This window comes from Dactylosporangium sp. NPDC005572, assembly GCF_040605515.1.
Classification (GTDB): domain Bacteria; phylum Actinomycetota; class Actinomycetes; order Mycobacteriales; family Micromonosporaceae; genus Dactylosporangium.
The window spans coordinates 20,597-35,778 of the sequence record NZ_JBEXCY010000074.1 but is presented as its reverse complement, the minus strand read 5'-3'; the positions used below and the strand labels follow the sequence as shown (position 1 = coordinate 35,778).

Annotated in this window: 13 protein-coding genes; 10 read left to right on the top strand and 3 right to left on the bottom strand. The window is 73.7% G+C overall.

The window, feature by feature from the left end; translation table 11 throughout:
- Positions 1-2: 2 nt before the first annotated feature.
- The 4 genes from ABZS66_RS30315 to ABZS66_RS30300 all read left to right on the top strand — a co-directional run bounded on the left by ABZS66_RS30315 (position 3) and on the right by ABZS66_RS30300 (position 7,324).
- On the top strand, positions 3-1,895 hold the full coding sequence (locus ABZS66_RS30315; protein ID WP_354763560.1) for an ABC transporter ATP-binding protein: 1,893 nt from the start codon (positions 3-5) through the stop codon (positions 1,893-1,895).
- Complete coding sequence (locus ABZS66_RS30310; RefSeq protein WP_354763558.1) at positions 1,892-3,928, top strand: hydantoinase/oxoprolinase family protein; 2,037 nt, start codon at positions 1,892-1,894, stop codon at positions 3,926-3,928. Before ABZS66_RS30315 ends, ABZS66_RS30310 begins: the two co-directional genes overlap by 4 nt.
- Positions 3,929-4,008: 80 nt before the next feature.
- Complete coding sequence (locus ABZS66_RS30305) at positions 4,009-5,673, top strand: hydantoinase B/oxoprolinase family protein (protein WP_354763556.1); 1,665 nt, start codon at positions 4,009-4,011, stop codon at positions 5,671-5,673.
- Positions 5,666-7,324, top strand: a complete 1,659-nt coding sequence (locus tag ABZS66_RS30300; RefSeq protein ID WP_354763554.1) for a hydantoinase B/oxoprolinase family protein — start codon at positions 5,666-5,668, stop codon at positions 7,322-7,324. Before ABZS66_RS30305 ends, ABZS66_RS30300 begins: the two co-directional genes overlap by 8 nt.
- 14 nt (positions 7,325-7,338) lie before the next feature.
- Here ABZS66_RS30300 and ABZS66_RS30295 read toward each other — a convergent pair whose 3' ends face one another.
- Entirely contained in the window at positions 7,339-7,785 is a 447-nt protein-coding gene (locus tag ABZS66_RS30295; RefSeq protein ID WP_354763552.1) for a transposase, read from the bottom strand.
- Positions 7,786-7,940: 155 nt separating this feature from the next.
- Between ABZS66_RS30295 and ABZS66_RS30290 the strand changes: the two genes are divergently transcribed.
- Genes ABZS66_RS30290 through ABZS66_RS30265 form a run of 6 tightly spaced genes read left to right on the top strand, consistent with a single transcriptional unit; the run spans position 7,941 to position 12,940 of the window.
- The gene (locus ABZS66_RS30290; protein ID WP_354763550.1) at positions 7,941-9,158 is read left to right on the top strand and encodes an amidohydrolase family protein; all 1,218 of its coding nucleotides are present in this window, start codon (positions 7,941-7,943) and stop codon (positions 9,156-9,158) included.
- On the top strand, positions 9,155-9,571 hold the full coding sequence (locus tag ABZS66_RS30285) for a nuclear transport factor 2 family protein (protein WP_354763548.1): 417 nt from the start codon (positions 9,155-9,157) through the stop codon (positions 9,569-9,571). Before ABZS66_RS30290 ends, ABZS66_RS30285 begins: the two co-directional genes overlap by 4 nt.
- Positions 9,568-10,542, top strand: coding sequence for a zinc-binding dehydrogenase (locus ABZS66_RS30280; RefSeq protein ID WP_354763546.1), 975 nt, complete (start codon positions 9,568-9,570; stop codon positions 10,540-10,542). Before ABZS66_RS30285 ends, ABZS66_RS30280 begins: the two co-directional genes overlap by 4 nt.
- Positions 10,543-10,545: 3 nt before the next feature.
- The gene (locus tag ABZS66_RS30275) at positions 10,546-10,869 is read left to right on the top strand and encodes a TIGR04076 family protein (RefSeq protein ID WP_354763544.1); all 324 of its coding nucleotides are present in this window, start codon (positions 10,546-10,548) and stop codon (positions 10,867-10,869) included.
- Positions 10,866-11,897: an LLM class flavin-dependent oxidoreductase gene (locus tag ABZS66_RS30270; protein WP_354763542.1), complete on the top strand. Its 1,032-nt coding sequence runs from the start codon at positions 10,866-10,868 to the stop codon at positions 11,895-11,897. Before ABZS66_RS30275 ends, ABZS66_RS30270 begins: the two co-directional genes overlap by 4 nt.
- Positions 11,882-12,940: an alpha/beta hydrolase gene (locus ABZS66_RS30265; RefSeq protein ID WP_354763540.1), complete on the top strand. Its 1,059-nt coding sequence runs from the start codon at positions 11,882-11,884 to the stop codon at positions 12,938-12,940. Before ABZS66_RS30270 ends, ABZS66_RS30265 begins: the two co-directional genes overlap by 16 nt.
- A gap of 16 nt (positions 12,941-12,956) precedes the next feature.
- On the opposite strand, the gene ABZS66_RS30260 is transcribed toward ABZS66_RS30265, so the two are convergent.
- Both ABZS66_RS30260 and ABZS66_RS30255 read right to left on the bottom strand, forming a co-directional pair.
- The gene (locus tag ABZS66_RS30260; RefSeq protein ID WP_354763538.1) at positions 12,957-13,577 is read right to left on the bottom strand and encodes a cupin domain-containing protein; all 621 of its coding nucleotides are present in this window, start codon (positions 13,575-13,577) and stop codon (positions 12,957-12,959) included.
- A 173-nt stretch (positions 13,578-13,750) separates the two neighbouring features.
- The gene (locus ABZS66_RS30255; protein WP_354763536.1) at positions 13,751-15,115 is read right to left on the bottom strand and encodes a hypothetical protein; all 1,365 of its coding nucleotides are present in this window, start codon (positions 15,113-15,115) and stop codon (positions 13,751-13,753) included.
- Positions 15,116-15,182 lie beyond the last annotated feature (67 nt).

The following is a 15,182-nucleotide window of genomic DNA, read 5'->3' as shown; positions in this document are numbered from 1 at the left end:
ACGTGAGCCTGCTTTCGATCGACAACCTCTCCGTCGTCATCGGCGGCCGCGTCGCCGCGCTCAGCGACGTCTCGTTCACCGTCGACGCCGGCGAGGTCGTCGGGCTGGTCGGGGAGAGCGGCGGCGGCAAGAGCATGGTCGGCCGGGCGATCGTCGGCATGCTGCCCACCGGCTCGGTGGCGACCGGCCGGGTCGGCTTCGACGGCATCGACGTGCTGACCATGTCCGCCGAGCGGCTGGCCCACCACCGCGGCCACGGCGCCGCGATGTGCTTCCAGAACCCGCGCGGCGCGCTCAGCCCGACCCGGACCGCGGGGCGGCAGCTGGTCGACCGGCTCCGGACCCACCAGGACCTGGACCGGGAGCGGGCCCGTGGGGCGGCGCTGGAGCTGTTCGAGGCGGTCGGCATCCGCAGCGCCCGCCGCCGCCTCGGCGCCTACCCGCACGAGCTGTCCGGCGGCATGGCCCAGCGGGTGATGATCTCGCTCGCCACCGGGTGCGCGCCGCGCCTGCTCATCGCCGACGAGCCGACCACGGGCCTCGACGTCACGCTGACCGCCGAGATCCTGCGCCAGTTCCGCCGCGCCGCCGACACCGACGGCCGCGGCGTGCTGCTGGTCTCCCACGACATCAACGCGATCGCGGCCGTGTGCGACCGCATCGTGGTCCTCTACGCCGGCACCGTCGTCGAGACCGGCCCGGCCCGGCAGGTGCTGACCGCGCCGGCGCATCCGTACACCCGGGCACTGCTGCGCTCGGTGCCCGACCTCGACGGCCGGCCCGTGGTGGTGACGCCGGGCGGGATGCCGCTGCTGCGCGAGGCCCCGGCCGCGTGCCCGTTCGCGCCGCGCTGCGCGCACGCCGAGGACGACTGCCGGACCGCCCGCCCGCGGCCGGCACAGCAGGGCCGGTACTGGACGGCGGCCTGCTTCCACCCGCTGCACGACGCCGTCGAGGCGGGGCAGGCGACCGACGTCACGGTCGGCACACCGGCCCGCCGGGCCGCCCCGACCGCGGACGCCGAGCCCGTGCTCGTCGTGGACGACGCGCACGTGGTCTACAAGAGCCGCTTCGGCCGCGGCGGGCACCACGCGCTGCGCGGGGTCAGCCTCACCGTCGCCAAGGGCGAGCGGATCGGCGTCGTCGGCGAGAGCGGGTGCGGCAAGTCGACCCTCGCCCGGCTCATCGTGGGGCTCGCCAAGCCGACCCGCGGCAGCGTCACGGCGGCCCGCAGCTCGCTGGTCTTCCAGGACCCGATCGGCTCGCTCAGCCCGCGCCGGACCGTCGAGGACGCGATCGGCGAGCCGCTGCGTGCGCTCGGCCTCCCCGCGGCCGAGCGGGCCGGCCGGGCGGCCGCCGTGCTCGACCGGATGGAGCTGGACCGCTCGATCCTGGCCCGCCGGCCGCACGAGCTGAGCGGCGGCCAGGCGCAGCGGGTCGGCATCGCCCGCGCGCTGGTCGCCGAGCCGGACCTGATCGTCTTCGACGAGCCGACGTCGGCGCTGGACGTGACCGTGCAGGCGCAGATCCTCGCGGTGATCGACGAGGTCGCCGCGGACCGCTCGCACGGCTCGGTGTTCATCTCGCACGACCTCGCCACCGTCCGCGGGTTCGCCGACCGGGTCGTCGTGCTCTACCTCGGCCGGATCGTCGAGGAGGGGCCGGTCGAGGAGGTCTTCGCGCGGCCGCGGCACCCCTACACGCGGGCCCTGCTGTCGCGCGGCGTGACCCTGGTCCGCGACCTGGAGGAGGCCGACGCGGCGGCCGGGTGCGCGCTCGCGGCCCGGTGCCCGTTCGTGACCGACCGGTGCCGCGGCGAGGACCAGCAGTTGCAGCAGTACGGGGAGAGCCGGGCCGCCTGCTGGCGGGTGCCGGAGATTGGGGAGTTGGTGTGAGCCTCAGGCTGGCCGTCGACATCGGCGGTACCTTCGTCGACGCGATGGAGCTGGACACCCGGACCAACCGGGTGCGGTTCCGCAAGGCGTCGACGACCCCGGCCCGCCCGGCCGACGGCGTGCTCGCCGCGGTGGCCGCGCTCGGCACGGACCTGTCCGATGTCGAGCTGTTCATCCACGGCACGACGCTGGGCCTCAACGCGGTGCTGGAGCGCCGCGGCGCGGCGACCGGCATCATCACCAACGAGGGCTTCCGGGACGTGTTCCTGATCGGGCGCGGCAACGTGCCCTCCGACCACATGTACGACTTCCAGTACGAGCGCCCGCCGAGCCTGGTGAAGCGCCGGCACACGGCCGGGGTCAAGGGGCGCCTGGACTACAAGGGCCGCGTGGTCGAGGACCTCGACGCCGGCTCGGTGCTGGCCGCGGCCCACGAGCTGGTCGAGGTGCAGGGTGTGCGGTCGATCGCCATCTGCTTCCTGCACGCGTTCCTCGACCCGTCGCACGAGCGCGCCGCGGCGGCCCTCATCCGCGAGCGCTACCCCGACGTCAGCCTCTCACTGTCGACCGACATCGCGCGGGAGTACCGCGAGTACGAGCGCACCAGCACCACCGTGCTGGAGGCGTACATCCGCCCGATCTTCGAGCGCTACGTCGACGAGCTGGAGCAGGGGCTGGCCGACGGCGGCTTCGCCGGGCGCTTCCTCATCATGCGCTCCGGCGGCGGGTCGATGACCAGCGAGGCGGCCAAGCGCTCGCCCACCCACACCGTCCTCAGCGGGCCGGCCGGCGGCATCGTCGGCGCCGCCTACCTCGCCGGCGCGCTGGGCCGCGACAGCCTCCTCACCTTCGACATCGGGGGCACCTCGCTCGACGCGTGCGTCATCGAGCAGGGCAGCGCGGTCGCGGCCCACGAGGCGCAGCTGGAGCACTTCCCGCTGCTGATCCCGACGTACGACATCCGCACCATCGGCGCCGGTGGCGGCTCGATCGCCTGGCTCGACCGGGGGCTGCTCAAGGTCGGCCCGCAGAGCGCCGGCGCCGACCCGGGCCCGGTCTGCTACGGCCGGGGCGGCACCCGCCCGACGGTCACCGACGCGGCCGTCGCGCTCGGCTACGTCGACCCCGACCGGTTCCTCGGCGGCGAGATGGGGCTGCAGGCCGACGCGGCCCGCAAGGCCCTCGACGAGCAGGTGGCCGGGCCGCTCGGGCTGCCCGTCGAGGCGGCGGCCGCGGGCATCTTCGACGTGCTGCTCGCGCGCACCGTCGGCGCGGTCCGGCAGATCACCGTCGAGCGCGGCCGCGACCCGCGGCAGTTCTCGCTGCTGGCCTTCGGCGGCGCCGGGCCGCTGCTGGCGCCGCTGCTCGCCCGGGAGATGGGCATCGCCGAGGTCATCGTGCCGTTCGCGCCGTCGGGCTTCTCGGCGTGGGGCATGCTCAGCGCCGACATCGAGGACAACTTCAGCCGTACCCTCATGACGCCGCTCGACGAGGTCGAGCCGGCCGCCGTCGAGGCGCGGTTCGCCGAGGTGGAGGCCGAGGCGCTGGCCTCGCTGGGCGCGCAGGGCGTGCCCGCGGAACTGGCGGTCCTGCAGCGGCAGCTGGAGCTGCGCTACCTCGGGCAGGAGCACAGCCTCACGGTCACGATCGGGCGCGACACCCTCGACCCCGACGCCGTGCGGGCCGCCTTCCAGGAGCTGCACACCGCGCGGTACGGCCACGCGATGGCCAACCGCCTGCAGATCCTGAACCTGCGGCTGCGCGCGGTGGGCCGCACGGCGAGCCCGACGCTGGTCGAGCCGCCGCCGGGCGACGGCGATCCGGCCCGGGCGCTGCTCGGGCGCCGGGACGCGTTCGACTTCGGTGCCCGTGCGGTCGTGCCGTTCGACGTCTACGACCGGTCGCTGCTCGCGCCGGGTGACGCGTTCGACGGTCCGGCGCTGGTCGACGAGGGCACGTCGACGACGGTGGTCCCCTCGGGCCAGCGGGTGTCGGTCGACGCGCACGGCTACCTGCTGGTGCGTGCGCGATGACCGGTTCGGAGCGAAGCGGAGAGGCCGGTCATCATGGGCTCAGCTCGGAGGTCGTGCGGCCGGAGCGAAGCGGAGGCCGCATGACCGGGCTCGACGGCGCCACCGCCGAGGTCGTGCGCTCCTACCTGCTCGCCGCGGCCGAGGAGATGCGCGCGACGCTCATCCGCACCTCGTTCAACCCGGTCATCTACGAGGTCCACGACTTCGGGCTCTCGCTGTACGACGCCGACCTGCGCCTGGTGGCCGAGGCGACCGGACTGACGTTCTTCCTCGGCGCCAACGACTTCTCGCTGCGCAAGGGCGTGGAGTACGTCGGGCGGGAGAACCTGCACCCGGGTGACGTCGTGCTGCTCAACTATCCGTACTGGAACGCGGCGCACGCCTACGACGCGACGCTGTTCGCCCCGGTGTTCGAGCCCGGCGGGCCGCTGCTGGGCTTCCTCTGCGTCCGCGCGCACTGGATGGACCTCGGCGCCAAGGACCCGGGCTACGTCCTCGACTCCACCGACGTACACCAGGAAGGCATCCTCTTCCCGGGCACCAAGGTGGTGTCGCGCGGCGAGCCGGTCCGCGAGATCCACGAGCTGATCCGGTTCAACTCCCGCATGCCCGACGAGGTGATGGGCGACCTGCACGCGCAGATCGCCGCGCTGCGCACCGGCGAGCGCCGGCTGCTGGAGATCGTTGAGAAGTTCGGCCGGCCGACCGTCGAGGCGACGGTCGAGCGGATGATCGCCGACGGCGCCGCCCGCACCAGCGCGGCCCTGGCCGCGCTGCCGCAGGGCTCCTGGACCGCCGAGGACGTGCTCGACGACGACGGCATCACCGACGAGCCGATCCACATGCAGGTGACCGTCACGATCGCCGACGGCACGTTCACGGTCGACTTCGCCGGGTCGTCGCCGGCCGTGGCCGGGCCGGTGAACATGCCCTACGGCGCGACCGAGGCGATCTGCAAGGTCATCCTCAAGTCGCTGACGTCGGCCGACCAGCCCTCCAACGCCGGCACCGTCGCGCCGCTGGTGGTGAAGGCGGAGCCCGGCACCCTGTTCCACGCCGTCTACCCGCAGCCGACGTTCACGCTCTGGACCGGCATCGTCGCGGTCGAGCTGATCCTCAAGGCACTCGCCCAGGGCATGCCCGACCGGCTGCCGGCCTCGTCGGGCGGCGACGTGCCCGGGTTCATGATGGTCGGCATCCACCCCGACACCGGGTCGCTGTTCGCGGTCTCCAACAACGAGCCCGTCGGCTGGGGCGGCACCGCGCACCACGACGGCATGAACGCCGCCACCCACGTCTCCGGCAGCACCGGGCGGATCACGCCGGTCGAGGTGCTGGAGGCGAAGACCGGCATGTTCTTCGAGCGGATGGAGATCCGCACCGACTCGGGCGGGGCCGGCCGGTTCCGCGGCGGGGCGGGCCTGCACCGGGACATCCGGTTCGTCACGCCGGGGGAGTTCCTGTCGGTCATCAAGAAGACCAAGTCCCGGCCGTGGGCGCTGGACGGCGGGCTGTCCCCGGAGGCGAACCGGGTGATCATCTTCCCGGGTACCGACCGGGAACAGGCGGTCAGCACCAAGCGCACCGTCGTCGCCGCCGGCGACCGGGTCACGCTGCTGACCGCCGGTGGCGGCGGGCACGGCGACCCGCGCGAGCGCGACCCGGACCTGGTCCGCGAGGACGTCGCCGAGGGGTACGTGTCGCCGGAGCAGGCCCGAGAGGTCTACGGGGTCGGCGATGCCTGAGGTCGACGGCGCCACCGCCGAGGTGGTGCGCAGCTACCTCGTGGCCGCGGCCGAGGAGATGCGTGCCGCGCTCGTGCGCACCGCGTTCAACCCGGTCATCTACGAGGTCCACGACTTCGGCATCTCGATCTACGACGCCGGCCTGCGCCTGGTCGCCGAGTCGACGGGCCTGTCGCGCTTCCTCGGCGCCAACGACTACTCGATCCGCAAGGGCGTGGAGTACGTCGGCCGGGACACGCTGCGACCGGGCGACATCGTGCTGCTCAACTACCCGTACTGGAACGCCGCGCACGCCTACGACGCGACGCTGTTCGCGCCCGTGTTCGTCGACGACGCGCTCGTGGCCTTCCTCTGCGTCCGGGCCCACTGGATGGACCTCGGCGCCAAGGACCCCGGCTACGTGCTCGACTCCACCGACGTGCACCAGGAGGGCCTGCTGTTCCCGGGCACCCGGGTGTTCGCGGACGGCGAGCCGGTCCGGGAGATCCACGAGCTGATCCGCTTCAACTCGCGCATGCCCGACGCGGTGCTCGGCGACCTGCACGCCCAGGTGGCGTGCCTGCGCACCGGCGAGCGGCGGGTCGCCGAGCTGTTCGGCACCTACGGCCGGGCGACGGTGGGCGCGGTGGTCGACGCCGTCGTCGCCGCCGCCGAACAGTCCGCCCGGGAGGCGGTCGACGCCCTGCCGCAGGGCTCGTGGACGGCCGAGGACTGGCTCGACGACGACGGGATCACCGACGACCCGATCCTGATGCGGGTCACCGTCACGATCGCCGACGGCACGTTCACCGTCGACTTCGCCGGCTCCTCGCCGGCCGTGCCGGGCCCGGTCAACCTGCCCCTCGGCGCGACGATCGCCACCTGCCGGGTGGCGTTCAAGGCGATCACCACGCCGACCGAGCAGACGAACGCCGGCCACTTCGCGCCGCTGGTCGTCCGCGCCGAGCCGGGCACGCTCTTCCACGCCGTCTACCCGGCCGCGACGTTCACCCAGTGGACCGGGACCGTCGCGCTGGAGCTGATCTACAAGGCGCTGGCGCAGGGCATGGGCGGCCGGCTGCCGGCCTCGTCGGGCGGCGACGTGCCCGGGTTCATGATGGTCGGCGTCCACCCGGACACCGGATCGCTGTTCGCGGTGTCGAACAACGAGCCGGTCGGCTGGGGCGGGGCGCCCGGGCACGACGGCATCGGGCCGGCCAACCACCCGTGCCAGACCCAGGCCCGGATCACGCCGGTCGAGGTGCTGGAGGCGAAGACCGGCATGTTCTTCGAGCGGATGGAGATCCGCACCGACTCGGGCGGGGCCGGCCGGTTCCGCGGCGGACCCGGGCTGCGCCGGGACATCCGGTTCGTGACCCCCGGCGAGTTCCTGTCGGTGGTCAAGAAGACCAGGTCCCGGCCCTGGGCGAGCGACGGCGGCGCGGCCCCGGAGGCCAACCGCGTCGTGGTCTTTCCCGGCACCGCGCAGGAGCGCGCCGTGAGCACCAGGCGCACGACCGTCGCGGTCGGCGACCGGGTGACGGTGCTGACCGCCGGAGGCGGGGGACACGGCGACCCCGCGCTGCGCCATCCGGACGCGGTCCGCGAGGACGTGGCCGACGGCTACGTCTCCGCCGACGCCGCCCGCACGATCTACGGAGTGGAACCTTGACCTCCTCCCTACGCCTACACGCGGGGGGTTCCGGCGGTCGCCCGCTGGGTTTCCTGCTTCACCGACGACTGCCCCGTCCGAGAGGACTCTCGTTGAGGTCTTACACCGCCTCCACAGGCAATCACGGAGAGCCCCTCCGCGAGGATGTTGCGGGCCGCGTTGGCGCGTTTGGCCCAGAAGTTGGTGAACGCCGCCTGCAGATGCCGCAACGCCTGCTGCAACGGCACGGACGAGACCTCGTTGAGGAACGCCGGATCGTCGGTCTGCTTCCAGGCGGTGAGCATGGCCGAGGTGGCGTTGTAGCCGACCCGTTCCTCGCGCAGTGTCCACGCCTCGGAACGGGCTTGCAACGCCATGTTGTAGACCAGCCGGACGCACCCGAACGTGCGGGCAAGGTCGGCGGCTTGGGCGGGGCTCGGGTAGAAGCGGTACTTGAACGCCCGCTTCACAGCCCTGGACACAGCCCACAACGTAGCAGGCTTATTGATGAACCTTGCCGTGACACGGGCGTATACGCCGATCCGCCTTGGCGGCGGATCGAGTTTCCCTGCCCTGCCCCACAGGGGTTCCGTTTCCTCCTCACGGCTGAAGCCGGGGGTTTCCATGGAGGTTTCCGATGAGCCTGCTGCTGGAGAACTGCACGGTCGTCGATGGGCGAATCCAGCCGGTCGAGGACGCCGCCGTCTGGGTGGTCGGCGAGCGGATCGCCGCCGTCGGCCCCCGCGAGCGGGTGCGGGCCGAGGCCGGCGGTGACGCGACCCGGGTCGACCTGGACGGCGCCTGGCTCACGCCGGGCCTGGTCAACATGCACACCCACCTGTCGCTCACCCTGCCGGGCGCGGCCGGCGACCGGCTCAAGCGGATGGGCCCGCACGAGCTGGCCCTCTACATGGCCGACGGCGCCCGGCGTACCCTCCACTGTGGAGTGACGACGGTCCGCTGCGTCGCCGAGAAGGACCACGCCGACTTCGCGTTGCGCCGTTCGATCGAGGCGGGCCGCACGCCCGGACCGCGGATCTTCACCGCCGGTCGCGCCCTGGTGTGCACCGGTGGCCACGGCCACGAGAGCAGCGACACCCTCGAGTGCGACGGCGTCGACGGGTTCCGGCGCGGGGTACGCCAGCAGGTCAGGGCCGGCGCCGACCTGATCAAGGTGATGATCTCCGGTGGTATCGCCGGCCAGCACGAGTCGATCGACACCCGCCAGCTGCACCCCGACGAGCTGGCGGCGGTACTGAAGACCGCGCACGACTGGGGACGGCGGGTCACCGCCCATGCCGGCCCGGCGCCGGTCATCACCGAGGCGGTCGAACTGGGCCTCGACTGTGTCGAGCACGGCTACGAGCTGACGGCGGAACTGGCCGCACTCATGGCCGACCGCGGCACCGCCCTCGTGCCGACCCTGCTCGTCACCCGGTGCAAGGCGTTCTTCGACGAGCTGGGCGTCCCGGAGTGGATGCAGCAGCGGTCGCTGGGCGCGGGTGAGCGGCACCTCAAGAGCTATGAGCTCGCCGTCGCCGCCGGGGTGGAGGTGCTGCTGGGCAGCGACATGCCGCCGTTCTGGCAGTTCGAGGGCACCAGCGCGACCGTCCGCGAGCTGGAGCACATGTCGGCCGTCATCGGCCCGCGGCAGGCACTGTACGCGGGCACGCTCGGGCCGGTGCGCTGGCTGCGGGCCGAGCAGGACCTGGGCACGGTCGAGCCGGGCAAGCTCGCGGACCTGATCGCGATGGACCGCGACCCGGCCGCCGACACGTCGGCCTTCCGGGACGTGCGGTGGGTGATGAAGGGGGGCGCCGTGGTGCGCGACGACCGACGGGGGGTGCGACCGTGACGGCGCGTACCGGGACGACCTATGGGACGGCCGACGAGATCGCCGCCGCCATCGACGACATGTACGCCGCGTTCCTCGCCGGCGACCGGGGCCGCTTCGACGCCCACCTCGACCCGGACGTCACCACCTGGGAGTCGCACCTGCCCGGGCCGCTGCGCACCCGGGCCGAGCTGGACGAGTACCGCGACCGGCGCGACGCCGCCGGCCGCCGGCCGCTGCTGGCCGAGCTGGTCGCCCGGGCCAAGCGCATCGACGTGTGGGGCGACGTCGGCGTGGCCCGCTACGAGCTGCACTCCCGCGCCGAGGACCAGCGGCCGGAGCAGGTGTCGGTCACGCGCGTCACCGACGTGCTGCGCCGCACCGGCGACGGCTGGCGGATCGTCCACCACCACGCCGAGCTGGTGCGCCCGTGAAGCGCCTCGTCGCCCACTACGACGGCGAGCCGATCGACGTGCTCGCCGTCGCCGACGTGCCCGACGACCCGGAGCCCGGTCCGGGCCAGGTGCGGGTCGCGGTCGAGGCGGTCGGCCTCAACTTCCTCGACGTCATGCTGTGCCGCGGGACGTACCCGGTGCGGCCGGAGCCGCCGGTCACGCCCGGGGTCGAGTTCAGCGGCCGGGTGCTGAGCGGGCCGGACGCCGGTCGCGCGGTGATCGGCTGCCCGGCGCTGCCGCACGGCGCCCTCGGCGAGACCGTCACCGTCGAGGCGGGACTGCTCGTGCCGCGGCCCGCCGCGCTCGACCCGGTGATCGCCGCCGGGATCCCGGTGACCTACCAGACCGCGTGGTTCAGCCTGGAGCGCGCCGGGGTGTCCGCCGGGGACACCGTGCTGGTGCACGCCGGCGCCGGCGGGGTCGGCGTCGCGGCGACCCAGCTCGCGCTCGCCCGCGGTGCCCGGGTGATCTGCACCGCCGGCGGGCCGGCGAAGGCCGAGCTGTGCCGCGCCAACGGCGCCGACGTCGCGATCGACTACCACGCCGAGGACTTCGTCGCGGCCGTCGACGCCGCGACCGGCGGAGCGGGCGTGGACGTCGTCGTCGACCCCGTCGGCGGCGACGTGTTCGCCCGCTCGCTGGACTGCCTCGCCTTCGAGGGGCGCATCGTCGCCGTGGGCGCCGCGGCCGGGCCGCCGCCAGCGGTCGACCCGATGCGCCTGGTCGCCCGCAACGCGACCCTCGTCGGCCTCTCGTGGGGCTCGGCCTATCCCTGGCAGCGGCCGGCCGAGGTCGCCGCGGCCTACGCGGCGCTGTTCGCGCTGTGCGCGTCGGGTGCCGTCCGGCCGCCGGTCAACCGGGTCGAGCCGCTGGAAGGGGCGCCCGCCGCCCTGCAGGACCTGGCCGCCGGGCGTACCACCGGCAAGATCGTCGTCCGGATAGGAGCGTGAGGAATGTCCGAAGACAACGACATGGAGCTCTACGACCTCAGGGTCACCGTCGATCGCATCGAGGGCCGCTCGGTCTGCGGGATGGCGGTCGGTGACTGCTTCGAGCTGGAGCGCAGCGCCCATCTGCGGCTGCCCGACGGCAAGCACTTCTGCGTCTACGCCCTGGCGGCCGTCCTGCCGTTCCTGGCGGCCAAGCAGCGTGCGCTGCCGGCCGGCGACTGGCTGGAGCGCGACACCCTGTTCTGCTGCCCCGATCCGGAGGAGCGCCTGGTGATGCGCGTCGAGCGCACGCGGCGGCGCGGGATGCGATCGGCCGACCTCACGTGAGCGCCCCGGCCGGGGCCGAGATCGGCCTGGGTATCCAGAGCGACAAGCGGCCCGGCGACTACGCCCGCCTGGCCCGGGCGGCCGAGGCGCACGGCTTCGACGTGCTGACCGTGTTCGGCGACCTCATGTTCCAGCCGCCGATCTTCCCGTTGCTGGAGATGGCCGGCGCGACCTCCCGGGTGCGCCTCGGCGCCGCCTGCCTCAACCCGTACTCGATGGCCCCCTACGAGATCGCCGGGCAGGTCGCCGCGCTCGACCTCGCCTCGGCCGGCCGCGCCTACCTCGGGCTGGCCCGGGGCACCTGGCTCGGCGCGGTCGGGATCGACCAGCCCCGCCCGATCGCCGCGCTCGGCGAGGCGGCCGAGGTGGTCTACCGGCTGCTCGGCGGCCGGACCGACGGCTTCGACGGCCGGGTGTTCCGGCTCGCGCCGGGCGTCGCCCTGCGCTACCCGACCCAGCGCCCAGACCCGCCGCTGCTGATCGGTGCGTGGGGTGCGCAGGGCGCGGCGCTCGCCGGCCGGATCGCCGCCGAGATCAAGGTCGGTGGCAGCGCCAACCCGGCGATGGTCGGCGTGGTGCGCGAGCGGCTGCGGGCGGGCGCCGAGCCGGCCGGCCGGGCGGTGACCGACGTGCGGATCGTGCTCGGCGCGGTGACCGTGGTCGACCGGGACGGGGCCGCCGCCCGGGCCAGGGCCCGCACCGAGGTCGCGATGTACCTCGCGGTGGTCGCCGAGCTCGACCCGACCGCGGGCGTGCCGGCGGATCTCGTCCGCCGGGTCGCCGAGCTGGTCGACCGGGGCGAGCACGAGGCCGCCGGCCGGCTCGTGCCCGACGACGTGCTCGACCTGTTCGCGTTCTCCGGCACGCCGGAGCAGGTCGCGGCCCAGGCCCAGGCGTTGATCGACGCCGGCGTCGGGCGGGTGGAGTTCGGCACGCCGCACGGGCTGACCGACGACGGCGGTGTGGACCTGCTGGGCGGCGCGGTGCTGCCCCTGCTGCGACGGGAGGCCGCGTGCACGTCGACGTGATCCTGGGCCCGGACCTGGTCGCCGACCTCGACCTGGTGCGCGAGCTGGCCGAGGCCGAGTTCGCCGGGCTCGGTGTGGCCGGCGCCGTCCGCGCGGCGCCGGACCTCGCGGCGGCGCTTGCAGACACGACCGGCGCCGTCGTTGCGCTGCCCGGGCCCACGGCATCGGCCCGGCGGCTGATGACGGCGCCGGGCCCGCACATCCCGCGCACGGTGTGGCTCGACCTGACCGCGACCGGGCCACAGCCCGTCGCGGCCGGGTCGGAGCACCACCAGGGCCGCGAGATCTGGGGCGTCACCTGGGCCGTCCGGCGGGCCGTGCACCGGCTGCGGCACCCGGCCCGGCGCGTCGCCTACGGTCCGGACGCGGAGCAGTGGGGCGAGCTGCGGCTGCCCGCCGGCACCGGCCCGGTGCCCGTCGCCGTGCTGCTGCACGGCGGCTTCTGGCGCTCGGTCTGGGGCGCCGACCTCATGGACGCGATGGCGATCGACCTGGCCGGGCGCGGCTTCGCCGCGTGGAACCTCGAGTACCGGCGCCCGGACCGCCACGGCTGGGCCGCCACGACCGCCGACGTGGCCGCGGGCCTGGCCGTCACGGGCGCCGCCGATGCCCGGATCGACCGGTCGCGGCTGGTGCTGTTCGGCCACTCCGCCGGCGGGCAGCTCGCGGTGCGGGCGGCGGCCGACGCGCCCGGGACGGTCGCGGCGGTCGTGTCGCAGGCGGGCGTGCTCGACCTGACCGAGGGGCAGCGGCGCGGGATCGGCACCGGGGCGGTCGCGGCGGCGCTGCGCGGCGACGAGGCCGCGCTGGCGGCGGCGGACCCGCTGCTGCGGCTGCCGCTGGGCGTGCCGGTGGTCGTGGTGCAGGGCCGGGCCGACGGCCTGGACCTGGTCGACATGTCCCGCCGCTACGCCCGGGCCGCGCTGGCCGCCGGCGACCGGGTGGTCCGGCTCGAACTCGCCGCCGACCACTTCGACGTGATCGACCCGCGGACGCCGGCCTGGGAGGCCACGATCGACGCGGTCACCAAAATCTTGATGTGAGAGTGAACAACGATCTTCAGAACAGGCGCGGGGTCACCACCGAGACCACGGTGGTGACCTCGTCGGTGTCGTTGTAGAGCCGGTGCGGGGTGCTAGAGCGCAGGTGCAGGCTGTCGCCCGGGTACAGCCGGTGCTCGACCCCGTTGACCTCGTAGAGCAGCTCGCCCGAGACCACGTAGGCGAACTCCTCGCCGGCGTGGCCGTAGGCCTCCTCGCGGCGCCCTCCGGGGGCGATGTGCACGACCATGGGCTCGAGCACCAGGTGCGGGCCGCGGTCCGAGAGCATGCGGTAGGTGGTCTGGCCGGAGACGTACTCCGTCGCGCCGTTCTGGGCGCGGGTCAACGTGAAATGGTCCGGCAGGTCGTCGGTCGGCGCCGGCGGCGGTGCCGCCTGGTCTTCCTCGTGGAAGAACTCGGCGACCGGGCGGTCCAGCGCCGCGGCGACGCCGTTGAGGGCGGTCAGGCCGATCGCCGAGATGCCCCGCTCGACCTGGGAGAGGAACCCGATGGACAGGCCGGACTGGGTGGCGAGGCCGCGCAGCGTGAGCCCGCGCTCCTTGCGGAACTGGCGCATCCGCGCACCGACCAGCGCTTGCCCGCCGTTCTCGACGCGGTCCTGCCTTGCCGTCGCGCGCACCCTTGAACCTCCTGCCGAAACTTGTTCGATCCTATCGAACTTGTTCCGGCGGTGAGGACCCCCGAGCGTCCCGGATCCTCGGTCATCCGCGCCACAGCTCCGGCGGCGTCACGCGCCGGAATGGGTGCGCGACACGCTGGAGTGATCGCCCAACGCGATCCCGATTGCGGCGCTCACCGGTCCTGTCCCTGGTCGTGCGGAACGGTGACCGTGACGGTGCAGCCGGCCGGGCGGCCGATCTCGTCGTGGCCGCGGTAGGTCAGCGTGTACACCCGGTCGCCGCCGTTACCGGCGCGTTCGGCGCGCAGCCGTCCGGTCAGCGACGGTTGTCCCGGGACGAATCCCGTGACGTCCGCTGCGTCTCCACCGGTGATGCCGACGAGCTGGAACGCGCGTGGTCCGAGGACGCCGTCGGGGAGCTCGACGCGGACGTTGACGTCGACCATCCGGTGGTTCGGTGGCCACAGCAGCGGCCGGTCGACGGTGCAGTCCAACTGCCGCTCGGGCAGCGGTTCGTCCAGGGTGGCCACCGCGTGCCCGATGGTGGCGGTGAGCCGCCCACCGGCCTCGTAGTACATGTGGACGGTGGTGCCGTCGAAGTAGAACGTGGGTGCCGCGGCGCGGCCCAGGTCCGGCGCGGCCGCCATCGAGTCGTGCACAACGCCGAGGTGGATCTCCTGGTCGAAGTCATCGCCGACGTCCACCGCGTGCATGTTTCCGTCGGCGGCGTGGAAGATCACCAGATTGCGGTCCTGCCACCGCAGGTAGAACGGGCCGGAAGCGTTGGGGCCTTCGTCGCCCTGCGGGACGACGATCGGCTGCGGCTGGATCGTCCAGGTCCGGGCGTCGGTGGAGACGGCCCAACGGATGCGCCGCGACACCGGACCGGTCGGGCCGGGGGGCGCGGCGGTCGGGTTGTCCATGAACAGCATCAGGTACCGGCTGCCGAGCCGCGGAATCGACTGTTCGAAGACGCGGGCGTACGAGGTTTCGCCGCCGGTGCTGGCGTCGCGCTGGACCGCTGTGCCGCCGTATTCGAAATGGATGCCGTCGTCGGACGTGGCGTACCGGGTGATCGAGTTCTCGCCGTGGAAGTAGAGGAACAGCTTCTGCTCTCCTTCGATCCAGACGGCGTGCGGCGAGGAGATGTGGCTGACCGTGCTGTAGTACGGCAGCCAGCTGTTGGAGATCAGCGGGTTCCCCGGGTACTCGGTCCAGGGGCCGTTGATGGAGTCGGCGTACGCCAGGGAGATGCCGCCGGGCCGCTCGTGCGGCGCGTAATACAGGTAGTAGGCGCCGAGCGGGTCGGCGAAGTAGTCGGCCGCCCGGATGATGCTGGGGAAGATGAACTCGTTCGTCGGGTTGTACGTCAGCTGTGTCTTGTCGAACGCTGTGCCGGCATAGCTGAAGGTGGGAAAGCTGAACGGAGCGGCGACGGCCGGCGACGCGGTCGCGGCCGGCGTCGCGGCGAGGGCGGCAGTGACGAGTCCGGTGGCCGCGGCGCAGGCGGTACGGCGGACGAGGCGCTGAGATGGCACAGAATGCTCCCTTGTGGACGGTCGTCGACCTCGCGCGGCGGTAGCACGACGGGCACGACGGACCGTC